The 22,219-nt window shown below is 50.9% G+C and carries 22 protein-coding genes; 1 reads left to right on the forward strand and 21 read right to left on the reverse strand.

What is annotated here, in order from left to right; all coding sequences use genetic code 11:
* Nucleotides 1-215: 215 nt before the first annotated feature.
* From paiA to QU597_RS21565, 3 genes are all read right to left on the reverse strand, one after another.
* The gene (gene paiA / locus QU597_RS21555; RefSeq protein WP_310829761.1) at nt 216-734 is read right to left on the reverse strand and encodes a spermidine/spermine N(1)-acetyltransferase; all 519 of its coding nucleotides are present in this window, start codon (nt 732-734) and stop codon (nt 216-218) included.
* 25 nt (nt 735-759) lie between these two features.
* Nucleotides 760-1,212 (reverse strand): MarR family winged helix-turn-helix transcriptional regulator, encoded by a 453-nt coding sequence (locus tag QU597_RS21560; protein ID WP_310829762.1) that lies wholly within the window; start codon nt 1,210-1,212, stop codon nt 760-762.
* A 400-nt stretch (nt 1,213-1,612) separates the two neighbouring features.
* The gene (locus QU597_RS21565) at nt 1,613-3,013 is read right to left on the reverse strand and encodes a class I SAM-dependent rRNA methyltransferase (protein ID WP_310829763.1); all 1,401 of its coding nucleotides are present in this window, start codon (nt 3,011-3,013) and stop codon (nt 1,613-1,615) included.
* A 98-nt stretch (nt 3,014-3,111) separates the two neighbouring features.
* Here QU597_RS21565 and QU597_RS21570 point away from each other — a divergent pair, with 98 nt between their 5' ends.
* Nucleotides 3,112-4,104 (forward strand): Na/Pi cotransporter family protein, encoded by a 993-nt coding sequence (locus tag QU597_RS21570; protein WP_310829764.1) that lies wholly within the window; start codon nt 3,112-3,114, stop codon nt 4,102-4,104.
* Between the two features lie 90 nt (nt 4,105-4,194).
* Here QU597_RS21570 and QU597_RS21575 read toward each other — a convergent pair whose 3' ends face one another.
* The 18 genes from QU597_RS21575 to QU597_RS21660 all read right to left on the reverse strand — a co-directional run bounded on the left by QU597_RS21575 (nt 4,195) and on the right by QU597_RS21660 (nt 22,102).
* Entirely contained in the window at nt 4,195-5,022 is an 828-nt protein-coding gene (locus QU597_RS21575) for an energy-coupling factor transporter transmembrane component T family protein (RefSeq protein WP_310829765.1), read from the reverse strand.
* Nucleotides 5,019-6,725, reverse strand: a complete 1,707-nt coding sequence (locus tag QU597_RS21580; RefSeq protein WP_310829766.1) for an ABC transporter ATP-binding protein — start codon at nt 6,723-6,725, stop codon at nt 5,019-5,021. The genes QU597_RS21575 and QU597_RS21580 overlap by 4 nt, the downstream gene beginning before the upstream one ends.
* Nucleotides 6,726-6,822: 97 nt before the next feature.
* Nucleotides 6,823-7,392 (reverse strand): ECF-type riboflavin transporter substrate-binding protein, encoded by a 570-nt coding sequence (locus tag QU597_RS21585; protein ID WP_310829767.1) that lies wholly within the window; start codon nt 7,390-7,392, stop codon nt 6,823-6,825.
* 112 nt (nt 7,393-7,504) lie between these two features.
* On the reverse strand, nt 7,505-9,751 hold the full coding sequence (locus QU597_RS21590; protein ID WP_310829768.1) for an Ig-like domain-containing protein: 2,247 nt from the start codon (nt 9,749-9,751) through the stop codon (nt 7,505-7,507).
* 340 nt (nt 9,752-10,091) lie between these two features.
* Nucleotides 10,092-10,529 carry an NUDIX hydrolase gene (locus tag QU597_RS21595; protein WP_310829769.1) on the reverse strand — a complete coding sequence of 146 codons (438 nt, stop codon included), beginning with the start codon at nt 10,527-10,529 and terminating at the stop codon, nt 10,092-10,094.
* A gap of 159 nt (nt 10,530-10,688) precedes the next feature.
* Entirely contained in the window at nt 10,689-12,032 is a 1,344-nt protein-coding gene (mtaB, locus tag QU597_RS21600; protein WP_310829770.1) for a tRNA (N(6)-L-threonylcarbamoyladenosine(37)-C(2))-methylthiotransferase MtaB, read from the reverse strand.
* Between the two features lie 3 nt (nt 12,033-12,035).
* Entirely contained in the window at nt 12,036-12,800 is a 765-nt protein-coding gene (locus QU597_RS21605) for an RsmE family RNA methyltransferase (protein WP_206101542.1), read from the reverse strand.
* Between the two features lie 149 nt (nt 12,801-12,949).
* The gene (locus QU597_RS21610) at nt 12,950-13,642 is read right to left on the reverse strand and encodes a site-2 protease family protein (protein WP_310829771.1); all 693 of its coding nucleotides are present in this window, start codon (nt 13,640-13,642) and stop codon (nt 12,950-12,952) included.
* A gap of 2 nt (nt 13,643-13,644) precedes the next feature.
* Complete coding sequence (prmA, locus tag QU597_RS21615; RefSeq protein ID WP_206101544.1) at nt 13,645-14,694, reverse strand: 50S ribosomal protein L11 methyltransferase; 1,050 nt, start codon at nt 14,692-14,694, stop codon at nt 13,645-13,647.
* Between the two features lie 109 nt (nt 14,695-14,803).
* Complete coding sequence (locus tag QU597_RS21620; protein ID WP_310829772.1) at nt 14,804-15,361, reverse strand: DNA-3-methyladenine glycosylase I; 558 nt, start codon at nt 15,359-15,361, stop codon at nt 14,804-14,806.
* A 206-nt stretch (nt 15,362-15,567) separates the two neighbouring features.
* Nucleotides 15,568-17,226 (reverse strand): DUF4179 domain-containing protein, encoded by a 1,659-nt coding sequence (locus QU597_RS21625; RefSeq protein ID WP_310829773.1) that lies wholly within the window; start codon nt 17,224-17,226, stop codon nt 15,568-15,570.
* Nucleotides 17,186-17,746 carry an RNA polymerase sigma factor gene (locus QU597_RS21630; RefSeq protein ID WP_310829774.1) on the reverse strand — a complete coding sequence of 187 codons (561 nt, stop codon included), beginning with the start codon at nt 17,744-17,746 and terminating at the stop codon, nt 17,186-17,188. The genes QU597_RS21625 and QU597_RS21630 overlap by 41 nt, the downstream gene beginning before the upstream one ends.
* A 172-nt stretch (nt 17,747-17,918) precedes the next feature.
* Nucleotides 17,919-18,422 carry an EAL domain-containing protein gene (locus QU597_RS21635; RefSeq protein ID WP_310829775.1) on the reverse strand — a complete coding sequence of 168 codons (504 nt, stop codon included), beginning with the start codon at nt 18,420-18,422 and terminating at the stop codon, nt 17,919-17,921.
* Nucleotides 18,373-19,644 (reverse strand): MHYT domain-containing protein, encoded by a 1,272-nt coding sequence (locus QU597_RS21640; protein ID WP_310829776.1) that lies wholly within the window; start codon nt 19,642-19,644, stop codon nt 18,373-18,375. The genes QU597_RS21635 and QU597_RS21640 overlap by 50 nt, the downstream gene beginning before the upstream one ends.
* 169 nt (nt 19,645-19,813) lie before the next feature.
* Nucleotides 19,814-20,725, reverse strand: a complete 912-nt coding sequence (locus QU597_RS21645; RefSeq protein ID WP_310829777.1) for a methyl-accepting chemotaxis protein — start codon at nt 20,723-20,725, stop codon at nt 19,814-19,816.
* Nucleotides 20,726-21,027: 302 nt separating this feature from the next.
* A complete protein-coding gene (locus QU597_RS21650; RefSeq protein ID WP_310829778.1) occupies nt 21,028-21,402 on the reverse strand; it encodes a hypothetical protein in 375 nt (124 codons plus the stop codon).
* Nucleotides 21,403-21,512: 110 nt separating this feature from the next.
* Nucleotides 21,513-21,692, reverse strand: a complete 180-nt coding sequence (locus tag QU597_RS21655) for a YfhD family protein (protein WP_054941820.1) — start codon at nt 21,690-21,692, stop codon at nt 21,513-21,515.
* Nucleotides 21,693-21,730: 38 nt separating this feature from the next.
* Complete coding sequence (locus tag QU597_RS21660) at nt 21,731-22,102, reverse strand: hypothetical protein (RefSeq protein WP_054941821.1); 372 nt, start codon at nt 22,100-22,102, stop codon at nt 21,731-21,733.
* Between the last annotated feature and the right edge of the window lie 117 nt (nt 22,103-22,219).

Consider the following 22,219-nt stretch of genomic DNA (forward strand, 5'->3'; position numbering starts at 1 on the left):
ATAAGGTGAATCCATAACAACACAAGGTGTTGCATTCGTCCCAACATTATAGCATATCTCTACCTCACGGAACAGAACGTACGTTTGCCATTGTTTTCAAATCTCAATATTTACCTGTAGAGAACGCACAAAGGGACTGACCGCCTTACGGTGTCATTCCCTTTGTGCCTGCTCATATTTCCAGCCGCCTGCAGTCCTGTTAAGCCTGGCGCTGGTTACCGGAGTGTGTGGATCATAATAAAGTCGGTTTGTTCTTCATCCCCCATATAAAAGGAGTGGGCACCCGTTTGTACAAATCCCATTTTTTGATAAAAGGCGATCGCATTTTCATTTTTGTCCCATACACCTAACCAGATTCTCTCCAGTTGATGTTCTATTGCAATTTCCTTAGCTTTATTAAGCATATATCTGCCAAGACCATGTTTTTGGAAGGTGTCTTTTATATAAATCCTCTCGATTTCAAGAGAACCCTCACCCATTTCTTCAGTCTGGGCCCCATTGGTATTAACCTTTAAATAGCCGGCGAGCTCCTGATTCAAAAAAACAAAAAAGAATTGCGAAGACCGGTTGGATAATTCTTTTTCCAGTTGATTTAAGTTAAATGCCCTTTCCAGATATGCCTGCATATTATCAGGTGAATTCTGATGCTTGAAAGTATCATTAAAGGTTTCATAACTTAACTCTTGAAGAATGTGTAAATCAGCAAGGGTACACTTTTTGACCTCTATAGTCATTTCAATAGAACACTCCTTTATATTATCAATAATCTCTCTTGTTTCCCTTTTTGACATATTCCCAGTCTTTCTCCACATTTTTTCTTACTCTTTGAAGAAAGCCGGCCATAACTTCAGCTTCACTGCCCGAGAAACCCGCTAAGGCAACGAGGTTTGAATAATCATTTTCTCTTTTTATAAAAGGATATACCTGTTGTCCCTGATCTGTCGGATAGAGTTTTTTAATTTTGAGGTTATGCTCATCCGCTTTCTTTTCAATAAAACCGTTCATTTCAAGTTTTTTTATCGCACGGGCTGCTGTTGTCCGGTCTGCCTTTATCATCTCCGCTAACTTTTCTTGAATGATCCCCGGGTTTTCACATATGCGTACCAGGTACAAATATTGCCCTTTAGTAAGGTCATATTCTTTGAATTCAATATTGCTTATCGAATCTAAGGCCCTTGCTATCATTCCAATTTCCCGAAGAATTTCCTTCATATTTAACTCCTTATAAATTGAACTTCTGAGTATTATACTTTGGATCAGCCGTGACTACAGAGAATATTTGGACTTCCAGCCGCTGCCCATCTGCAGATTTCTTGAATTCATACCGCTGTTAGCGGTGGAAATCCGCAGACTGCTTATGCTTCCGAAGTGAGCTTTCCTACGGAAAGCTTTTAGGCGGACGCTACCGCTCTGTAAGGCTCAAAATTCCCTTCCGCCACTCTTTCCTCGTGTATGTTTCCAGTTCAACTGTATGAGCGCATTTTTTGTTGCAAATACAATAAAAATACCATGAACTAAATCTACTCTAATTTTGTTGTATTTACAACAAATTAATAGTAAAAAAAGAGCCTCCGCTTCCGGAGACTCTTGCCTACCCAGCCTTACGGCTGCATTATTTCTTGCTGGTGACTTCAAAAATCGCAAACTTCAGATAATGTCCTTCGTCCACGCCGAGGATTTGCGGATGATCCTTGCCTGCGGCCCGCCATTCAATCAGTCTCAGCACTTTGCCCGCATCTTTCGCCGCTTCAGCAATGGTATCCAGGAACAGCTGCGGCTGCATATGGTACGAGCAGCTTGCCGTTACCAGGTATCCGCCCTCGTTGACCAGCTTCATACCGTGCAGGTTGATATCCTTGTAACCGCGGCAGGCTCCTGCTACTGCGCTTTTAGTTTTGGCAAACGCAGGCGGGTCAAGAATAACGACATCCCAGGTGCGCCCGCCGCCGGCTGTCATCGGCTTTGCTGTATCTGTTTTGGCCGCCGGCTTACCGCCGGACTTGGCTTCCCCCGTACCCGTTGCCCGCTCGGAACGCTCTTCTAAGCCTTTTACCTGATTGCGCAAAAAGGCAAAAGCATCATCTACGACAAACTCAACGCGGTCCGTGAATCCGTTCAGCTCCACGTTCGCTTTGGCGCTCTCAATCGCATGAGCGGAAACATCCAGGCAGGTTACCTTTTTCGCTCCGTATTTGCAGGCATGCAGCGTAAAGCTGCCTGTATGCGCAAAGCATTCCAGCACTGTCGCCCCGTCCCAGTATGGGAATGTGACCGGCTTACCGCTTTTATTGACTGGCAAAGTCTTCTTGTCCCCGTCTTCCGTCTCTACTTCCTGCAGCGTAATTCCGCTGCGTCCGCCCCAGCCCTTGATCAGCGGTGCAATGGAAGCCCTGTTCTCGCGCTGATCGAAGAAATAGCCGGTCTTCTGGCCTTCTTCAATATCGACGATGACCTTCAGGCCATTCTCGCTTACCGTAATGTGGCGCGGGCAATCCCCGTACAATACGCCGGTTCTTTGCTCCAGTCCCTCCAGTTCGCGGACGGAAACATCGCTGCGTTCATAAATACCGCGCGGAGCCATTACCTGCACCAGCGCCTCCACAATCTCGGTGCGGCACTTGTCCATGCCGAGTGTCAACAGCTGCACGACCAGAATCTCACCGAACCGGTCAATAATCAGACCGGGCAGAAAATCCGCTTCCCCATACACGAAGCGGTAAGCGTCCGCTCCCGGCAGAAACCGTTCCCTATGCTGCAGACAGCTCGTAAACCGCTCGATAAAAAATGCCGTATCCATTGCCGCCAGTGGGGCCTGGGATACAATTCGTACCCGGATCTGCGAAGCCGGATTGTAATAACCTGACGCCAGAAACCGGCCCTGATGTGTAAGCACATCCACCAAACCGCCAGCCTGCGGATCTCCGTCCACTGAGGCTACCTCGCTGGCGTACACCCACGGGTGACCCTGTTCCAGTCTTTTTTTGCGGTTTCGTTCCAGAATAACCGATGCCAATGACTTCAACTCCCTGTTCTTGTTGATGATTTCATACATGTCCACTGCAATGCATTCATATATTGGTGTACAACCCCCGTTCAAAGGAGCCTGTCCTTATGATCCGTGACCTGCTGTTCCCTGTCCTATACGGCCTTGTTATTTTCCTTGCCGGCATGAAGGTGATGGAGGCTGCGCTGGCGAAGCTAGCCGGCCCGCTGCTTACGCGGAGTCTGCATAAAGCCACCTCCACGCCCTTAAAAGGCCTCATCGCCAGCAGCCTGCTGTCGGCGATGCTGCAGAGCAGCACAGCGGTTACCGTGCTGACCATCGGCATGGTCAATGCCGGGCTGCTCACCTATGCCCGCACGCTGGGCATCATTCTAGGCAGCAACATCGGCACCTGCCTGACGACTGAGCTGATCGGACTGCAGATCAGCACGATGGCTGCGCCGCTGCTCACCGCGGCGCTGTGCCTCTGGGCTGCGGCGGTCATGCTCGGCGAGCTCCCGCCCTTCTCCTGGCGGGCAGCCGAAGCCTGCCGCCGTATCTCCGGGCCGCTCCAGTTCATCAGCCTGGCGGTGGCCGGCTTTGCACTGGTGCTGTGGGGGATCGCTGTCATGCAGTCGATCGGCCCGGCTCTTCAGGCCAGCGGACTGTTCCGCTGGTTCCTGGACCATGCGGCGACCAGCGCGCTGTGGGGTCTGGCTGCCGGAGCCTGCCTGACCGCTATGCTGCACAGCAGCGCGGCGGTCATCGGCATGGCAATGGGCCTCGCGGCTTCAGGCACAATGCCGCCCGAGCTCGGCATCGCCATCGTGCTCGGTGCAAACGTCGGCACCTGTGTCACCGCCGTCATCGCTGCCATCGGTGGTTCAGCATCCGGCAAGTTTGTTGCCGGATCGCATGTAGCGCTCAATGTCGGCGGCGCGCTGCTGTTCCTGCCCTTTATCGGGCCGCTCCAGAGCCTATCCGCCGCGCTTGGCGGCGGGCCGGCCTCGCAGCTCGCCCACGCCCAGACGATCTTCAACGTCGTCTGTTCACTCGCGGTGCTGCCGCTGTGCTACCTGCCGCTCTGGTCCAGAATCGAGCAGCGCCTCAGCCGCACATAACTCCGCACAGAAGGCTTCCTGCCGGAAGCCTTCTTAATCGCCGTATTATTATACTTCAAACAGCCTTGCAATACTAATGGTTTCTCGAGTTTAAAAGATACTGTAGAACCTTGAACCATCGTAAAAGGTAACCACTGTCGATCCTGCAGCAATAGCCAGAATCATTCCTAAGGCGAGATAGTCCCTTCGGGTGAACGGACGGCCCCGGTACCAGGTCCGTTTCCTGCCGTTGCCGAAGCCGCGCAGCTCCATCGCCGTGCTGATCTTCTCAATCCGCTCAATACTCGCCAGAATCAGCGGCAGCAGAATCGACACGATATTTTTCAGCCGTGCCGGCAGCTTCTCCTTGCGGGAAATATCAATTCCCCGGGCCTGGGCGGAGAAGGCGATATTCTCGTAATCCCGCTGAATGTCGGGAATATAGCGCAAAGCCAGCGATACGGAATAAGCGATTTTATAGTGAACTCCGATCCGGTTCAGTGATGAGGCAAATTCACCGGGATCGGTTGTCAGCAGGAACAGCAGCGCCATCGGAATGACTACGGAATATTTCAGCGCGATATTGAACTGATAGAACAGCTGCTCAGCTGTTACAGTATACCTCCCTGCCAGATGAACAAGATCATGGCGTGTGCCGTAAATCTGCGTTCCCTCCAGCGGAGAGAAGATAAAGATCGCCAGTTGATTCAATAAAAAAAAGAGCAGAATGAAGTAGAGCACAAAGGCATAATCCTGAAATCGCACCCGCGAGATCCTGAAGATCACTAGGCTGAACAACAGCATCAGAATCAGGCACCGGGTATCATATGTAATCATTGCCGAAACCGACCAGACCGCGAACACAAGCAGCTTCGTTGCTCCCGTCAGCCGGTGTACCGGCGAATCCTGGTTCGTAAACGTCAGCATTTTAGCTTTCATCTGTGGCGGACCCTCCTGTCAAAAGCAATGAACCGGCGGACCAGCTCTTCCGGCTGACCCACTCCCGCCTTTAACGCCAAGGTAAACAGCGAAGTTTCCTTGAGGTTGGCACGCTCCACCACGGCACGGTCCGTCAGAATCCGCTCCGGCCGGTCATCGGCAAGCTTTTTCCCGTCCGCCAGTACGATGGTCCGCTGCGCATACTCCAGCATCAGATGCATGTCATGCGTGATCATGATCACCGTAATTCCCCGGCTGTTCAAGCCCCGCAGAAATTCCATCATTTCATTGTAATGCCGGTAATCCTGCCCCGCGGTCGGTTCATCCAGAATGATCACCTCAGGCTCAAGAACCAGAATAGAAGCGATCGTAACCCGTTTCTTCTGCCCATAGCTAAGCGCAGAAACCGGCCATTCGCGGAATTCATACAGGCCGCATACTTTAAGGACCTCATGGACGCGTCCGCGAATGATATCCTCCGGAATCCCGCGCATCCTCAGCCCCAGTGCAATCTCGTCGTATATAAGCGTCTTGGAGATCATGTGATTGGGGTTCTGTGTGACAAAACCGATTTTCTCCGCCCGCTCCTTGATCGTATCCCGGCTGATATCCCGTCCGTTCAGCAGAATCGCTCCCGAGGACGGGCGGTAAAAGCCGCAGATCAGCTTCGATACCGTCGACTTACCAGCACCGTTTCTCCCGGCGATCGCCAGCATTTCGCCCCGGTTAACGGTCAGCGACAGCCGGTGCAGCACCTCCGTATCCCGCTCGTAGCCGAAGGAAACCTCTCTCAGCTCAAGCAGCGGGGAAGCCTCCAGAACCTCCGCTTCCTCCGCACAGCTGTCCATCCATTGCTGAAGCCTGTCTGCATGTCCCTCCATCCGGAGCTGATCCAGATGCTGGGGCTGCATGTCCGGAGTAATGACAAGACCTGCATATTTGAGTGCCGTCAGATACAGCGGCTCCCGGAGGCCCGCTTCAGCCAGCAGACTGGAGCTTAGCAGCTCAGCCGCAGGCAGATCACCGGCAATTGCCCCGTCCTTCATCACAATAATCCGGTCCACCGGCCTGTGCAGCACCTCTTCCAGACGATGCTCAATAATAATTGCCGTTTTGCCGGTTTCGCGCTGGAGCCGGTCGATCAGTTCAATCGTCTTGGTCCCGGTGTATGGATCTAAGCTGGCCAGCGGCTCGTCGAACAGCAAAATATCAACATTGCCGACTAGGACTCCAGCCAGCATGGTTTTTTGCTTTTGTCCGCCGGACAGCTCCTGGGGTGAAGCAGCCAGCAGCTCGTGAATATCAACAGCTCTGGCCGCAGCCTCTACCCGCTCGGTCATCTCCTGCTTAGGCACTGCCCCGTTCTCCAGCACAAACGCGATATCTTCACCAACAGTAAGACCGACGAACTGGCCGTCCGGGTCCTGCAGCACCGTTCCCGTTATTTCCGCTAACCCAGCGATGCTTAGTCCACTCTGCTCCTGTCCCATAATCCGCAGGCTGCCGCTCATTTCTCCCGGGTAATAAAAGGGAATCAGCCCGTTGATGCAATGGGCCAGGGTGCTCTTGCCGGAACCGGAAGGGCCAACGATCAGCACCTTCTCCCCTTCGTTTATACTCAAGGTTATTCCGCGCAGCGTCGGCTCCTGCTGAGCGCGGTAGGTGAAGCTGAAATCCGTAAATTCAATAACCGCTTTACTCATAATTGATCTTCCTCTTTCAGCTGTATCATGAAGCTGTATTTTCTCTATTTCAACAGAAAAGCCGGTGATTGTCACCGGCTTTCTGTTAAATACTATGTTAGTTCAGCTTTCTTAAGCTTCCCTGCCGTGTCCGGGTCTTAGCATAGGCTGCTGCGAGCAGTGTGCCAATGACCCCCACGGTTACAATATTTGCCGCTCCGGCGATCAGTCCTTGCGTAAATACCTTGTTCGCCGGCTCTGCATAAATGAGAATATCCAGCGTTGGTGCTACAGCGAACCAGGCAATGGCATTTGCTGCGATCTGGGCGAGATTGAACCGGATGATTTCTTTTCTGCCGAACTCCCCGTCCTGTATAGAGATTCCAGCCACAAGCAGGCCGATAATCAGCCCGACCAGTCCTGAGGAGATTACCCAGCTGAACCAGGGGGAACCGTAAAAAATGGCATCCTTCAGCGTGTGGCCGATCAATCCGATCAGCAGTCCGGCAACGGGTCCGTACAACAATGCGAACAATGCAAGCAGCGCATAAGTGGTCTCAATATTCGTATTCGGAATGCCGGAGGGGATCGAACCGAACCTTCCCAAAATTACGAATAATGCCGAACCGATTCCAACCGCTACAATCGTTCTGATAGATAAGATATCTTTTTGGGCCACCTGATTCATCTCCCTTATGTATTTTTAGGAATTATACATCGGTTTACTGGGGATTGCTATAGATTTATAAAAAAAAGATCTGCGTAGCCCTGAAACAGCTGCTTCGCAAATCTTTTACGGTCTATTTTACAGTAACAGACACCGTTACCGTTTTGTTGTTCCACTTGCCTTTGATCGATGTTGTTCCTTTGCTTACTGCTGTAATCGTTCCGGATGCATTCACCTTCGCCACAGATGGTTTGGAGCTTGTCCAGACTACACTTCCTGTGACATTGGCAGTTTTGCCGGTATCATATAGCGCCGTCACGACTACACTCTGAGAGGATCCGGCAGCAAGAACCAGTTTGGTTTCATTCACAGTAAGCTTGGTCAGCTTAGGAACTACTGTAACTTTGACTGTGGCGGTAATCCCCTGGTAAGAACCAGTCAATGTGGCCGTGCCTTCGGCAACAGCCTTAACAGACATCCCCTTCACTGTAGCTACTTCCGGATTGGAGGATTCCCAGTTCATTCCGCCGGAGAAGTTCGCCGACTTGCCGTTAGCGAAAAACCCGGTTACTTTGATAGTTTTGGATGCTTTGACGTTCAATTCCAGTGTAGCAGGCTCTACAACCAGCTTCACAACCTTCTGCTCAATCGTTACCGGGATGCTGATGGTCTTGTTGGCATAGGTACCTTTGAGTGTAGCTGTGCCTTTGGTCAAGCCTTTGATCACTTTGCCGCTAGTAATTTGTTTAATCACGGCATTCGTTCCGGTAACCTCCCAGGCAATCATGCCGGAGACATCAAGCTCGTCACCATTTTCGAGCACTGCGTTCACCGACGGCAGCGGCTGCTCTTCACCAATAACCAGTCCCAGTCCGTCTTCAGGCCCGATCAGGATCAGGACTTTGTTCAGAACGGTCACCTTCAGCTCGACGCTCTTCGCGCGCACTTCGGAGGGCGTCGAGGAGACATTGCCCTTCTTGATCTTGCCGGTAAGGGTTACTGTCCCTGCTTTGACCGCAGCGAGCTTGCCGTCTTTAATCTCAGCGATCTCATTATTGGCTGAAGTCCATACGATTTCCGGGCTGATATCCAGCTTGGTACCATCCAGCTTGGTGCCGCTCACTTTCGGCAGGGTAAGGGTATCGGATGTATACATTTCCTGCTCGGATTTCTCAAGTGTCAGATCCGTAATTGTCGGATACACAGTCACTTTGAGCGTCTTGCTGACACCCAGGTTCTCCGCTTTGATCACTGCCGATCCAACAGCTTTGGCGGTAACAGTCGCAGCGGCATCTGTGGACGCTGTAGCATCCTTTGCCACCGTCACTGCCAGCTGATTGTCGGAAGTCCAGGTTGCATCCGCAGACTGGTTCTGGGTGGAGTTAGCGGCATTTCTCATTTTCGCCATAACCTTCAGGCTTTCACCGAGGAAAAGCGTCTGATCATCCGAAGGCGTCAACAGAATCGCCTCATAAGGAGAACGGACATATACATCCACTGCCTTGGATACTCCAAGGTAGCTTGCTTTAATTACTGTTTTTCCGGAAGCCAGCACGGTGATTGTTCCGGCTTTTACAGTTGCGACGCTCTCATTCGAGCTTGACCATTCGGCCAGACCCGTAACAGATTGTTCCTGACTGCTCTCCGTCGCTTGAGTCATAGCTGTCAATTCCACCGGATCATCTCCGACCAGCAGTTCCAGCTCCTGGACAACGTCAACGGCATCTTTCACTTTCAGTACAATCGCTGAATACGGCAGTCCTACTTCAGCCTTGAACGATGCAGTCAAGCCTTTGTATTTGGCCGTAATGGTGGCGGTTCCTTCTCCCACCAGTGTGATTTGGCCATCATCGACAGTCAGCACACCCGCATTGGAGCTGCTCCAGTCGGCATCGGCGGATACATCCTTAACCGAAGTAGCCGATTCGCCGCCTATTGCTTTAGCTTTAACCAGCAGTGTTTCTTTGCTGTCGCCTAATTTATATTTCCCGTCGGAGCTGCGCTCCAGAGTTAATTCCTTATAGGGATGGGTAACAGACACCTCAAGAGTGGCTACCGCATTGTTGTATGTAGCTGTGATCATAGCTGTACCGGCATTCTGCGGGGTCAGCAGTCCGTTCATCACTTTGACTACATTCGTATTCGAGGATACCCAAGTCGAAGCAGCTGTGACATCCCTTTTAGAGGAGGACCCTTCCAAGCTGGCATAGACTTTGATTTGTTTGGGTGTCTGTCCAACGGTAAGCTCTACTTTTGCCGAACTGTCGAAATCGATTGAGTTGGTATCGCCTGTAGCTGCAAAGACGTTTACCGGAAAAGCTACGGCAGCGAGCAATATCATAATGAGGAGCATTTTCGTCATTTTCCTGTACACGGTCATCTATTCTCTCCTTAGGCAGTAAGTTTATCGGTGGTCAATTACCACACTCTTCCACTATATCGACAATTACGCCTGAAGTGTTTACCTTCTTTTCAGTTTATTTTCAGTTTCGGCCGAATTCGGGACTTTGTAACTATATAAAATGAACCTTTACTTTATCTGATTTGGGGTTGGCCGTGACTACAGAGAATATTTGGACTTCCGGCCGCTGTTGTCTGCAGATTTCTTGATTTTACCGCTCTTTGAGGTAGAAATAAGCAGACAAAGGCGGACGCTACGCTCCTCCAGTTCCAAAATTCCCCTCCGTCACTTTCCCCTTTTGATTATATTCAAATTCATTTTATATAGTAAATTTTTGGGCAAGCATTGACAGCGCCTGTTGGAGAATAGGCACGTTGTTGGCATATAAGCTGCCCTTCCCCCGCTCCCAGGCTGCCTCCGGCTCATGCCATTCCACTGCGTTAATCTCTTCAGCCTGCGCTTTGGTCACCCCACCCACCGCTTCCACCAGGAAGTAATGGACTTCCTTATCGACTTTTCCGTATACCGGATGCTGAAAAGTATATTTAATAATATCGATGGGTGCCTTGATTAATCCGACGGTGCCTGTCTCCTCACGGATTTCCCGCAGCGCTGTCTCCTCTACTGTCTCTCCGTCCTCCATTTTGCCTTTGGGCAGCGCCACTTTGCCGTAGCGGTCCACGATCAGCTGTATTTCCAGCCGCCCGCTGCCTCTCCGGTAAACCACGCCGCCCGCTGAAATTTGCTTATGCGCCATGTTGATAGCTCCTTAAAAGTTTTGTAGCATAGCATCACTGAATCATTAGCGTCAAAACTTGATTCTAAAGCATACGCTTAGTTTTGCAGCCTCAAAATAGCAATAAGGACTTCATCTCCCGCGGGAAATGAAATCCTTACTTGCGGCCATCTATAAATGCTAGTGCGCGACTGGGCGAAGCTCAGTCCGGCTGACGCCTACCAGCTCGCCCTTGCATTCATTGACTCCGGCTTCCGTAATCTTCACCTGGCAGAGTTCACCCTGCAGCGAATCATCGCCGCGGAAGAATACCTGCAGGTAATTGTCACTGAAGCCGTGCTGGGTGCTGCGGCCCGGTGCATCTTTGGCGGACCGCTCGGCAATGACCGATACGGTCTTGCCGACGAAATTGCGGGCATACGCAAGCTGCATCTCTTCGGAGAGGTCGATCAGCTGCTGTACACGGGCATTCTTAATCTCTTCATCGACCTGGTTCAGCATCCGCGCAGCCGGTGTGCCTGTCCGCTTCGAATACGGGAATACGTGCATCTCGGAGTAGTTCACGGCCTTCATGAAGTCATAGCCGGCACGGAACATTTCCTCCGTCTCGCCCGGGAAGCCGACGATTACGTCGGTTGTAATGCCGACATCCGGCATAGCCTGGCGGATCAGCTGCATTTTGGCGTAATATTCCTCAGTCGTATATTTGCGGCGCATCGCTTTGAGTACGTCGTTATGTCCGGCCTGGAGCGGAATATGCAGGTGGCGGCACATTTTGGAGCTCCGGTTAAGTACTTCCAGCAGTTTCTCGTCAATCTGGCTGGCTTCAATCGAGCTGATGCGCACCCGCTCCAGCCCGTCCACTTTGTCCAGCTCCCAGAGCAGATCGGCGAGACGATAATTGTCCAGGTCATCGCCGTAGCCTCCGGTGTGAATGCCAGTGAGCACAAATTCCTTGTAGCCAGCCTCAACCAGCTGATGCGCTTGCGCAACGATGGATTTCGGATCACGGCTGCGTGACAGCCCGCGCGACCACGGAATGATGCAGAAGGTGCAGAAGTTGTTACAGCCGTCCTGAATTTTCATAAAAGCCCGCGTCCGGTCGGCAAAGCCAGGCACATCCAGCTCCTCAAATTCACGCGTCTTCATAATATTGCGCACGGCATTAACCGGCTGGCGGGATTCTTGTATATTCTTGACGTGGGTCATAATATGCTCACGGTCCTGGTTCCCGATCACCAAATCGACCCCGGGAATATCGAGAATCTCGCCGGGTGAGGTCTGCGCATAGCAGCCCGTTACGGCTACGATGGCCTCCGGGTTGCGGCGCACGGCGCGGCGGATCATCTGCCGGCTTTTTTTGTCGCCGGTGTTCGTTACTGTACAGGTATTGATCAAATACACATCGGCAGAGCCCTCGAAATCCACCTGCTCGTAACCTTCATTTTTGAAAAGCTGCCAGATGGCTTCAGTGTCATAGAAATTGACTTTACAACCTAAAGTATAAAATGCTACGGATGGCATTGTTTAAGCTCCCCCCATTTCTCCGGATTCATATAGAATACATGCTGCGGCGACCATACCTGCTGTCTCGCAGCGCAGAATACGGCTTCCAAGTCCAACGGATACTGCCCCGGCTTCTTCGGCCGCACGGCATTCCTCCGGGCTGAAGCCGCCTTCGGGTCCGACGACGATCATGACCTTGCCCGCAGATTCCGGCGGCAGCGCGGATAGCCAAGGAGCGGCGGCACTGCGCAGCTGCAGGCCTTCTTCCTTTTCATAACAGAAGTATACCGCATCGTACCCGCTGAAGCTCTGCAGCAGCTGCTTCCAGCTGAGCGGTGAATGCACGGACGGCACGATATTGCGGTGCGCCTGCTCGGCGGCTTCCTTGGTGATTTTGCGCCAGCGCTCCAGCCGCTTGCTCTCCTTACGCTCATCGTACTGCACGATGGTACGCTCCGAGAGGAAGGGGGCAAAGGCCACCGCACCGATTTCAGTGCATTTTTGAATGACCGTTTCCAGCTTGTCGCCTTTAGGCAGACTCTGGGCCACCGTGATCTGGATACGCGGCTCATGAGTCATCTCCAGGGGTTCCAGGATGTTCACTACAACCTCGCCAATTTCAATCGATGCAATTTCCACCAGGGCTTCACGGGCTACGCCATCGCTTACAATCAGCTTGTCCCCCGCCTTGCCGCGCATGACCTTGGCGATATGGCGGGCATCTTCGCCCCCAATACTCACCTGATCCGTGCCAAACTGCTCGGGTGCTACAAAATAACGCTGCATATTCAACCTCATTCTGTTCGATTATTCAGCGTAAAAACGGCGGCGTTCCTGCTGTCCAGGTCTCCGGCCGCCGTTCCTACGCACATGTAAACCCTCTAAAAATAACACATTACATCATACAACGTTTGCCTGTCTGTGAACAGCCCCTGTTACAGGGTCCCATATCCGAACAGCTTGAGGAACATATTGATAAAGTCAGTGGCAATTTGCTGTGACCATATGTTCAGCGGCCGGATGGTATAAGCGCTCAGTCCGGGAATGAAGATGATCAACAAGAAGATAAAGACGGTCCACTGTTCATACTGCTGTAATTTGCCGCGAATCGGACCCGGTGCGATGTCTTCCACAATCCGGTAGCCGTCCAGCGGCGGCAGCGGAATCAGGTTGAACACAAACAGGAAGAAATTGAACGGAATAAACATTCCGAAGAACCAGTATATCGCTCTTAACAATTGATCATTTGTAATGGAATCCATAACGCCTGTTGCCTGGAGTGCAGCGTAGATCAGCGCACCGAGAATACCAAGCAGCAGATTGCTGATTGGTCCGGCTGCGGATACAATTACTCCCATCAGCCGCGGACGGCTGAAATTGTCGCGGTTCACCGGAACCGGACGGGCCCAGCCGAATCCGGCAATGAGCAGCAATATTATACCGAACAGATCAAAATGAACGGCAGGATTCAGTGTCATGCGGCCCAGCAGTCTTGCCGTCGGATCACCGAATTTGTTGGCAAAGTATGCGTGAGCGAACTCATGCACAGTAAATGCGATCACAATCGTAATCAGAAAAAACGGAAGCTGCTGCAGGGGATATACTAAAATTCGATCCAATGAATCCATCTCTACCTCTTTCCGGCTGTAATTGCCACCCAGTCTTCTTCACGGGTAATTTCCATAATTTCAAAACCGGAAGCCTCAAGTGCCTGTGTCACAAGACCTTCCTTATCCTTATAGATGCCGGAGGTAATATAAATCCCGCCCGGCTGCAGTGCACGGAATACATCATCTGTGAACAGCACAAGAATCTCCGCCAGAATGTTAGCCACTATTAGCTTCACGGGAAGTGTCACTCCAAGGCCAGAATCTGCCGGAGCTTCAGTTTCCTGCGTGTTCGTATAACCGGGTCTTGCCGCAGGCCACATATCTGCCGCTGCAGTATCCGCTGCGCCTTCGCCGCCAAGCAGCGACAGCAGGTCGCTTTCTTTTACAGTAACCGATTCCTGCAGTCTGTTCAGGACCACATTCTCCCGGGCACTTTCTACCGCGACCGGATCAAGATCCAGCGCAAGCACAGACTTTGCCCCAAGCAGAACCGCACCCACAGCCAGAATACCGGATCCGGTGCCTACGTCGATTACTTCCTCACCGCCGCTGATTCTCTTCTCAAGTGCACGCAGGCACAGTGCGGTCGTAGGATGCGTACCTGTTCCGAAGGCCATGCCGGGATCGATTTCAATAATTTTCTCATCCGGGCCGGCTGGTGTATATTCTTCCCAGGTCGGTTTAATGGTCAGACGCTCCGATACACGCAGCGGCTTGAAATACGCCTTCCAGGCATGGGCCCATTCGTCCTCGTCTACGGTCTTCCATGAGATCAGCGCTTTGCCGGGATCAATCCCGAACTCCCGCAGCTCTTCCACACGCGGAGCGACTTCCGAGATCACATCGTCCATCGAAACCGTCTCGGCATAGTAACCTTTAATCACAGCTTCACCGATCGGAATATCATTCAGCGGCTCGTCGTACAATTCGCCGTACCGGGTGTCTCTTATTTTACTCAGTGTTCCTGATTCTTCAATGGAAACACCGCCTGCTCCGGCTTCATACAGCAGATTGGATATCATCTCCTGTGCCTCTTCTGTTGTATGTACCGTCAGTTCATGCCATAACATGTGTGTAGGTCCTCCTAAAATAATATGCAGTGGTTGAATATTTAACAGTATAACATTTCTTCTATAGGTAGCGCCAAAACCGCGACTTCTGTGCCTTAGCTCCGCTATTTCACCGGCGGCAAAAGCAGTCAGCCGTATGGTCATTCACCATGCCCGAGGCCTGCATAAATGCATAACAAATCGTAGAGCCGACAAACTTCATGCCCTTCTTCTTCAGCGCCTTGCTCATCTCATCAGACTGGGCGGTGGTAGCCGGAACCTCGGAACGTGTCTTCCACTGGTTAATCACCGGCTTTCCTCCGGTAAAGCTCCACAGGTACTCGGCAAAGCTGCCCTCATCCCGGCAAATCTGCAGGTAGACCTCCGCATTCCGCAGAATGGCATTGATCTTCAGACGGTTACGGATAATCCCCGTATCCTGCATCAATGATTCAATTTTCGCTTCATCATACTGGACAATCTTCTGCGGATCGAATCCGTCGAAGACTTTCCGGAAATGCTCCCGCTTTTTCAGCACGGTATACCAGCTCAGTCCGGCCTGCATGCCCTCCAGCATCAGCAGCTCGAACAGCTTCCGGTCATGGTGCAGCGGCTTGCCCCATTCTTCATCGTGGTAGGCAATATAGAGCGGGTCTTCGTTAACCCAGGCACAGCGTGTCAGTTCCATTTTTGTTTTCTCCTCCGGTTTTTGCGATTCACATATAGTTTATCTTAAGGATATATGATCCCCCCTCCCAAAAACCAGGGATTTATTCTCCCCATCCATCACTTCCGGACAGACAAAAGAGGCTAACCGGACCTGTTCAGCGTCCAGAATAGCCTCTTTGCTCATTGCCTCTTGTTCATTTGCTGTATGACGAACCCGTTATACTCTTAAGGCTGAAGCTGCACTCTTGTCTCTTTATCCGGCTCATCCGTCGAATAATAAAACGTGTAAATTGAAGCTTCATTGCCCTGGAAATTCTTGTAGACATCGATAGCTTTGTTATTTCCATCTCCGTCAAAATTGGCTGTAACCTGCTTCCCGATTATACGGTCTTTACCCAGCCCGATATGAGTCTGATTGATGCCTCCGAAATGAGGATCTACACTCTCAGTTTCCACAAACAAATCGTCACCCTGCATATAATAAGTCCACACTACAGGATAACCTCCGATTTGCTTAGTCACTGTCTGCTTTTGCTGGGAGATATTCGTCAAAAGTACTGGTGTTCTGTCGTCGCTATGAGTCGTTACCTTATATTTGCCCACAAAAGTAATAGGAGTCTGCTCATCCACCACGAGATCTGAAGGACGCTCGAAGCTCAGGGTAATCAGGCTTGGATCTTCCTTTGAAGATCCCCAGAACAAGCCTTCAAGCGTCTTCCCATTTACCTCCAGATAATATTTCTTATAAGGCAATTGGTAGAAATCAGCCTTCGTTCTTACAGACAATCTGATTTGCGTCGGTGTGACAACCATCTTCTCAATGCTGTTTAAGGTGTCACCCGTTTCCAGAGGTACATTCAGGGCCGTCTTAATCGTTCCGCTCTCCATCTGTTTTTTACTCAATTCCAGATCAAAGGTCCAAGGCCCCGCAAGATTTCGTTCAAGTTTGGTATATTGCAGCTTAAAGGTTGGTTGTCCTGGGGAAATTTGCTTCGCCTCTAAATATTGCTGCATGGTATATTCCCCGTTATCGCCCGGTTTACCAAAGGTTCCCCCGGATAGTTCCTCGATTTGTTTGCCTCCTGCATACGCCACAATCCGCGGCTTGGCCCATTCTTTCGTTTCCTGCTCGTCGAACGTAACTGCCGAACTGAGCAATAGCTTATCCTGGTTTTGTGAAAAAGGCTGCACTTCTAGAGTATTTATGCCGTCCTTTCTGATGGAGAAGCTCTGCACGGCCGACGATCCACTGTCAAGTGGCAGCTCCTGCTCCAGCGTGCTGAAGGCTCTTACAGCATCTGCAGTTAAAGTGATCTTTGCAGTATCCTGCTGCGGTGTCCAGTCCGTTTCGAAGTATCCATTGTAGCGCTGATTCTGCGCATCCCACTGCTGATAGTTATGATTTCCGTCACTTTTCTTCCCGGCTGTATCCTTCAACGACAGGCCATCCACATTCCAAGATTCGTTATCCGGGCGGTCCCCAACATCCAGACTGTACAAAATCACCGTCCGGTTCTCATCCACAATAGCGGTATGGAGCGTCAGTGTTACTCCATCCTTAGTCACAGATTGTCCCAGCTGCTGACCGAGATTTTGAGCCAAAGCGGCCTTAACACCGCTTCTGCTGCTGAGCAGATTTCCCCAGTCATATTGAATAGCCGCATATACCGGGGCGGCAGCAAGCAGTACACTAAGGGAGGCTGCAACCGTAATTCTGCGCCAGTTTCTCGACCGGCGCGGACTAGCAGCTTCCGTAGTGGCAATCCTTAAGGATGCAGCATGCGTCGCCTGCTCTACCCGGCCCCACATGTTGTCAAAATCGGGATAGTTAACGGCGTGTTCTTCATTTAATTGACGCTCCAGCATATTTTCCAGCTTCTTCATAATACTCACCCTTCCATTCCTTATCTTGTATTCCGGCTTCCAGCAGAATCCGCCTCATCATTTTTAGGCCCTTGTGCTGTCTTGACTTCGCTGTACCTAACGGTATGGACAGTGCTTCCGAGATTTCAGCCAAACTGAAATCATGCATGTATCTTAGTGTCAGCACCGCACGGATTTTCGCAGGCAGCCTGGACAAGTACCCTGCCCATTCCAGCTCCGTCTCCTTTTGTTCAATCAGCCGCTCTACCGGTGTTTCGCTGTTCCTGTTCCAAAGATGCAGATTCTGTGCGACCTTATGCTGCAGGCTGCGCGAGCGTTTCAGATGATTCAGGCAGGCGTTAACCGTAATTTTCATAATCCATGCCCGGACATACTCGACATCCTGCCACTGGCTACGAAACACGGTGATAAACACCTCCTGGCACAGATCCTCGGCATCAGCCGCATCATGCACCATGTAATAACAGGTCCGGTATACAGCTTTGTTGTAGGCTTCAAACAATTCCCGGTTGCTCTGCAATTCTAGCCCTCCTTTCTTGTGTGATCTGTCTATTTAACAATCCGGCCCCGAAAAAGGTTCATTTCTTGAGCATAAACATTTGCCGCTGCTTTGACCAGGGCTGGAAGCAGGCTTAGCAGTGCTGGGAAACACAAAAAAGCACACCCCGGAGGGGCGTGCTTTTCAAACTAATCTACTTGGATGCTTCTACCGAAACTATGTACTTCTGCTTCAAATCATCAGCAGCCAGCGGGCGGCTGTAATAGTAGCCTTGAATATCCTGGCACCCGCTGTCCACCACAATTTCCAGCTGCTCCTTGGTCTCGATGCCTTCAGCGATCACCTGCATGTGCATATGCTGTGCCATCGTCAGGATGGTGGCTACAATCGCCCGGTCATTGCTGCTGTCTGTGATACCGCTGATGAACGACCGGTCGATCTTCACTTTATGAATAGGATACAGCTTCAAATAACCGAGTGAGCTGTAACCCGTCCCGAAATCGTCCAGACTGATCCGGATTCCGCTCTTGGCCAGATCATTCAGAATCCCGCTGGACCGCGTTGCATCCATCATCATCCCTTCGGTAATCTCCAGCTCAAGGTATTCAGGAGCAAGTCCGGTCTCCCGGAGAATCTCCCGGATATCCTCAAGTAAACTGTATTGCAGGAACTGCTGGGAGGAGAGATTGACCGCCACTGGAATGCACCTCAATGGTCTGTGCCAGCAGCTGATTAAACATCCGTCTGTTCGGCAATCCCGTCAGCTCATCATGGAATGCAAGATACTGATTCTGCTCCTTAGCCCGTTTCTCTTCTGTCACATCCCGGGCAATGACATAGATCCCTGCCACCTGCCCGTCGACTACGACCGGAGCAACACTCATTCCGATATCAACCGTCCGCCCGTTCTGATGGGTAATGCTAGTCTCGAGGCTAGCCTGTTCTCCGGCCAGGGATTTGACGAACAGTTCCCGGACCGGCTCCTGATCTTTTTCCGCAACAACCGATAGAACCGAAATCAGAGGCTGTTCCTTCAATTCCAGTTCGCTGATCCCGGTGATTCTTGTTGCTGCAGGATTAGAACCGATGATCCGCAGCTTCAGGTCTACAGAGATGATAGCGTCCTGATTATTTTCGTAGAGTGATTTATACCATTTTTCATTTACCAGCAGCTCAGTATCTTTACTGGAGAACCGCCGGGAGATATAGATACCGAGGATCGACAATCCCAGAGTGAGCAGCGTTCCGCCTGTAATCACATAGGCGAGCCACTTTTGATCCAGCACCACACCGGTATGCAGCCAGGAATGACTGGCAGGCTCAAAGGTTGCCGCCAGCATCCCGGTATAGTGCATTCCCACAATGGCGGTACCCATAACCAGACCGCTTATGAACTTTTTCCTGGGCCCTCCGGCTTCCCCGTTCACCATCAGATTAGATGACAGGCCCAGAGCGGCAACGGATACAGCCAGTGCAATCACAAAAGACAGGAACACATAACCAGCTTTATAAGTAACACCTATCTGCATCGCCGACATTCCAATATAATGCATCCCGAAAATGCCGCTGGCCAGCAGGATGCCGCTCCCAAAGAGCGGAAGCATTCCCCGTTTGAACAAGCTGATAACCAACAGAGCCACGAATGATGCAATCATCGCAACCGTAACGGACAGCAAGACAGCCATAAGGTTGTAAGCCACCGGGACAGTGAGTTTCAAGGCCAACATCCCGACAAAATGGGTCGACCAAATGCCCATCCCCATCATCACCGCACCGAACCCGAGCCATACTCCGCGGCGTTTGCCCTTAGACATGCCCACAATGCCTGCTAACTCCAGAACGGTATAGGAGGCTGCAACCGCAATCAAATATGAAAAAAACACGAACAGCTTATCATGACTGCCATGTATATGCTCCATGCACTTCTCCCTTCGTACCATTCCACAAGGCTGGCGAAAACTCATTTCACATAAGCTACTATTATATCGGACGAATCCGGCAAAAATCCAATAAATTTTCCCACTGAAATCCGCATTAAAAAAACAGCATGGCCTCCCTGCAATTAGGGCTCCACACTGTCGGTTCAGGTTAGATAATATTAAGTACTTCCCGTGCCTGGGTATCCAGCTCCTGCGCGGAAACCGCAATTCCGGTGAACTCCTTCAGAGCAGTGTCTATCTGCCGCTGTCCTTCTTCTACATTGCACTGCACTTGATCCAGGCCGTTTGACATTCTGCTGATTTCTTCTGTGATTGCATTGACACTGTCCCGAACCTCGGCAATGGAATGCTGTACTAGACCCGACAGCTTCCTGACCTCTTTAGCCACCACATCAAAACCGCGCCCGAACTCTCCGGCATGCGCCGCTTCGATCGCTGCGTTAAGTGCCAGCAGATGCGTCTGTGATGCAATATCACGGATGGTCTGTACCACCCCCTGAATATCTCCGGCTTTATTCTGCAGATTCATCAGCGTAACTGAGTTTTCGTCTGATACACCGGCGATTTTGTCGATGCTCTGCAGCAGCTCACGGCTCCGTTCAATGCCTTTTTCTGCACGCTGGTTCAGACTGTCCGCCATCTGCTGCATCTTTTCCACCACATTATTCATGTTGATTTGCCTATGTGTAATATTCGTTGCAACCTTGGTTACACCGATAACCAGCTGATTCGCTTCATCGAAAATCGGCATATAAGTCGCTTCGAGCCAGACCATGTTCCCCTCTGAATCCATACGTTCAATTTTGTCCTGAAAGCTTGTCCCGGTAAGCAGATTGTCCCAGAAAGCTTCATAATCCGGACTTTCCGCAAATTCTGGGAAGCACAGCTCCCGGTGATTCATTCCATACATTTCCTCTGGCTTGTATTTCATTGATCCCGCGAACACTTCATTAACATATGCCACCCTGCGGTCCAGATCAAAGCGGATCAGGGCAAGATTTTTCTCTAAAGCTTTGACAACCAGCGCATCTGTGACTGTTTGGGCTGAACCGTTCTCCATAGTAATTTCTCCCTGTCTAGCTTAATTTGTGATCTGTGACTTCCCAATATCATCAAGCCGCTATATTTGTTTGTATGCTATATTAACGGTAAAACTGCAGCTTTGGATTACATACAAAACAACTTTTCCCAAAATATAGCTAAATCTTTCGTCAGTACCGTATGTAAAAGCAAACCGGCATGCGCGTTTCACGGCCATCTCCCGGAACAAAAGCACCCGGTGTCCTCAAGGAAGATGGACACCGGGTGCTTTTGGCGGGTCATGGCTCTCTCGTCTGGTCATTGCTCCCCAAAATCTTATTATTACTTCTTCGGGCCATAATCCCCGAATTTAATTCCCCACACTGAATCCTTCTGATGTGCTGCCGCCTCCTGCAGATCGGGAAGCCTTACATCCTGCGGATAATGCCGCTCCAGGTACATTACAAATCCCCGGCGCAGGCCGATTTCATAATCCAGCTTGTTAAACTCATTCGGGTGCTTCTCCATCTCCGCAAGCGAGGATTCCCAGCTCTCCAGATCAGCAGCTTCAGAGCGGCCGTCACGCACCCGTTCCGTAAGCTCCCTCAGCTCGCGGTAAGCCCGCTTTACTTTAGAAGAATAAACCTGCTTCTGGTTCAAAAAAGTAAGCAGAGCAATCAGCAGCGCCAGGCCGCCCCATAATATAAATGTGTTCATTCCAGTTCCCTCCAAGCATCGCTTATCCACCTCATTATACACGGCAGAGCACAAAAAAACCCCACAGTTCGTGGGGTGTCAGAAGATAACCTTCAAGATCTTAGGCTCAGCTATTCCTTCTTCAAAATTTCATGGAGCTGACGTTTATCGGCCTCACGCGAACGATCAAGCGCTTCAAGATCATCCTGATCAGCCTCCGCCGCCGAAAACTCCACATCCTCTAATTTGGCTTCGTAGAGCATTTTTTGTTTGTCTGTTTTGGAGAATATTTTTGAGTTTTCTCTATCCATATCGGGATCAGCCTCCGTGTTGTTCTAAATGCAAAACTTCAAATCATTCCGCCGGCATCTTCAATGATTTTTAAAGCCTGGTCAAAAGAATCGGAGTCCACAACTACGGTCAGCAAAATATTTCTGCCTGTGGGACCGCCGTCTCCTCCATGGCTCATTCCGCTTGCGCTGGAATCTGCTGCCGCCAGTATCCCCGCTGAATGGCTGTCCATCGTGGAGTTCAACGTCATGGTCGCCAGGCTGGGAATATCTCCAGTCAGCGGGTTATTTCCCGAGTACTGGGCATTGCCGGGGTATTTGCTGAACGTGTCTATGGACATGTCGATTACACGAAGCGCCTGAAGCTTCCGGGAGACGCCTTCTGCTTCTTCAGGAGCCTTAAAATAAGCAAGTATGTTTTTTTCGGACAAGGGTAATCCCTGCTTTCTGCCTGGAATGCACAACGCAAATTCACAGTGTTATTTTGTATTGAAGCATTCCGGTTTATGCATATGCTCTAATTTTTAAAAGCACCTTGTGTCATCTTC

Source organism: Paenibacillus pedocola (assembly GCF_031599675.1).
GTDB lineage: Bacteria > Bacillota > Bacilli > Paenibacillales > Paenibacillaceae > Paenibacillus_AQ > Paenibacillus_AQ pedocola.

Excerpts from the sequence above, each read along its gene's own strand:
- paiA (WP_310829761.1), bottom strand. The coding sequence starts at position 734 with ATGACTATAGAGGTCAAAAAGTGTACCCTTGCTGATTTACACATTCTT.
- QU597_RS21560 (WP_310829762.1), bottom strand. The coding sequence starts at position 1,212 with ATGAAGGAAATTCTTCGGGAAATTGGAATGATAGCAAGGGCCTTAGAT.
- QU597_RS21570 (WP_310829764.1), top strand. The coding sequence starts at position 3,112 with ATGATCCGTGACCTGCTGTTCCCTGTCCTATACGGCCTTGTTATTTTC.
- QU597_RS21575 (WP_310829765.1), bottom strand. The coding sequence starts at position 5,022 with ATGAAAGCTAAAATGCTGACGTTTACGAACCAGGATTCGCCGGTACAC.
- QU597_RS21580 (WP_310829766.1), bottom strand. The coding sequence starts at position 6,725 with ATGAGTAAAGCGGTTATTGAATTTACGGATTTCAGCTTCACCTACCGC.
- QU597_RS21585 (WP_310829767.1), bottom strand. The coding sequence starts at position 7,392 with ATGAATCAGGTGGCCCAAAAAGATATCTTATCTATCAGAACGATTGTA.
- QU597_RS21590 (WP_310829768.1), bottom strand. The coding sequence starts at position 9,751 with ATGACCGTGTACAGGAAAATGACGAAAATGCTCCTCATTATGATATTG.
- QU597_RS21595 (WP_310829769.1), bottom strand. The coding sequence starts at position 10,529 with ATGGCGCATAAGCAAATTTCAGCGGGCGGCGTGGTTTACCGGAGAGGC.
- mtaB (WP_310829770.1), bottom strand. The coding sequence starts at position 12,032 with ATGCCATCCGTAGCATTTTATACTTTAGGTTGTAAAGTCAATTTCTAT.
- QU597_RS21605 (WP_206101542.1), bottom strand. The coding sequence starts at position 12,800 with ATGCAGCGTTATTTTGTAGCACCCGAGCAGTTTGGCACGGATCAGGTG.
- QU597_RS21610 (WP_310829771.1), bottom strand. The coding sequence starts at position 13,642 with ATGGATTCATTGGATCGAATTTTAGTATATCCCCTGCAGCAGCTTCCG.
- prmA (WP_206101544.1), bottom strand. The coding sequence starts at position 14,694 with ATGTTATGGCATGAACTGACGGTACATACAACAGAAGAGGCACAGGAG.
- QU597_RS21620 (WP_310829772.1), bottom strand. The coding sequence starts at position 15,361 with ATGGAACTGACACGCTGTGCCTGGGTTAACGAAGACCCGCTCTATATT.
- QU597_RS21625 (WP_310829773.1), bottom strand. The coding sequence starts at position 17,226 with ATGAAGAAGCTGGAAAATATGCTGGAGCGTCAATTAAATGAAGAACAC.
- QU597_RS21640 (WP_310829776.1), bottom strand. The coding sequence starts at position 19,644 with ATGGAGCATATACATGGCAGTCATGATAAGCTGTTCGTGTTTTTTTCA.
- QU597_RS21645 (WP_310829777.1), bottom strand. The coding sequence starts at position 20,725 with ATGGAGAACGGTTCAGCCCAAACAGTCACAGATGCGCTGGTTGTCAAA.
- QU597_RS21650 (WP_310829778.1), bottom strand. The coding sequence starts at position 21,402 with ATGAACACATTTATATTATGGGGCGGCCTGGCGCTGCTGATTGCTCTG.
- QU597_RS21655 (WP_054941820.1), bottom strand. The coding sequence starts at position 21,692 with ATGGATAGAGAAAACTCAAAAATATTCTCCAAAACAGACAAACAAAAA.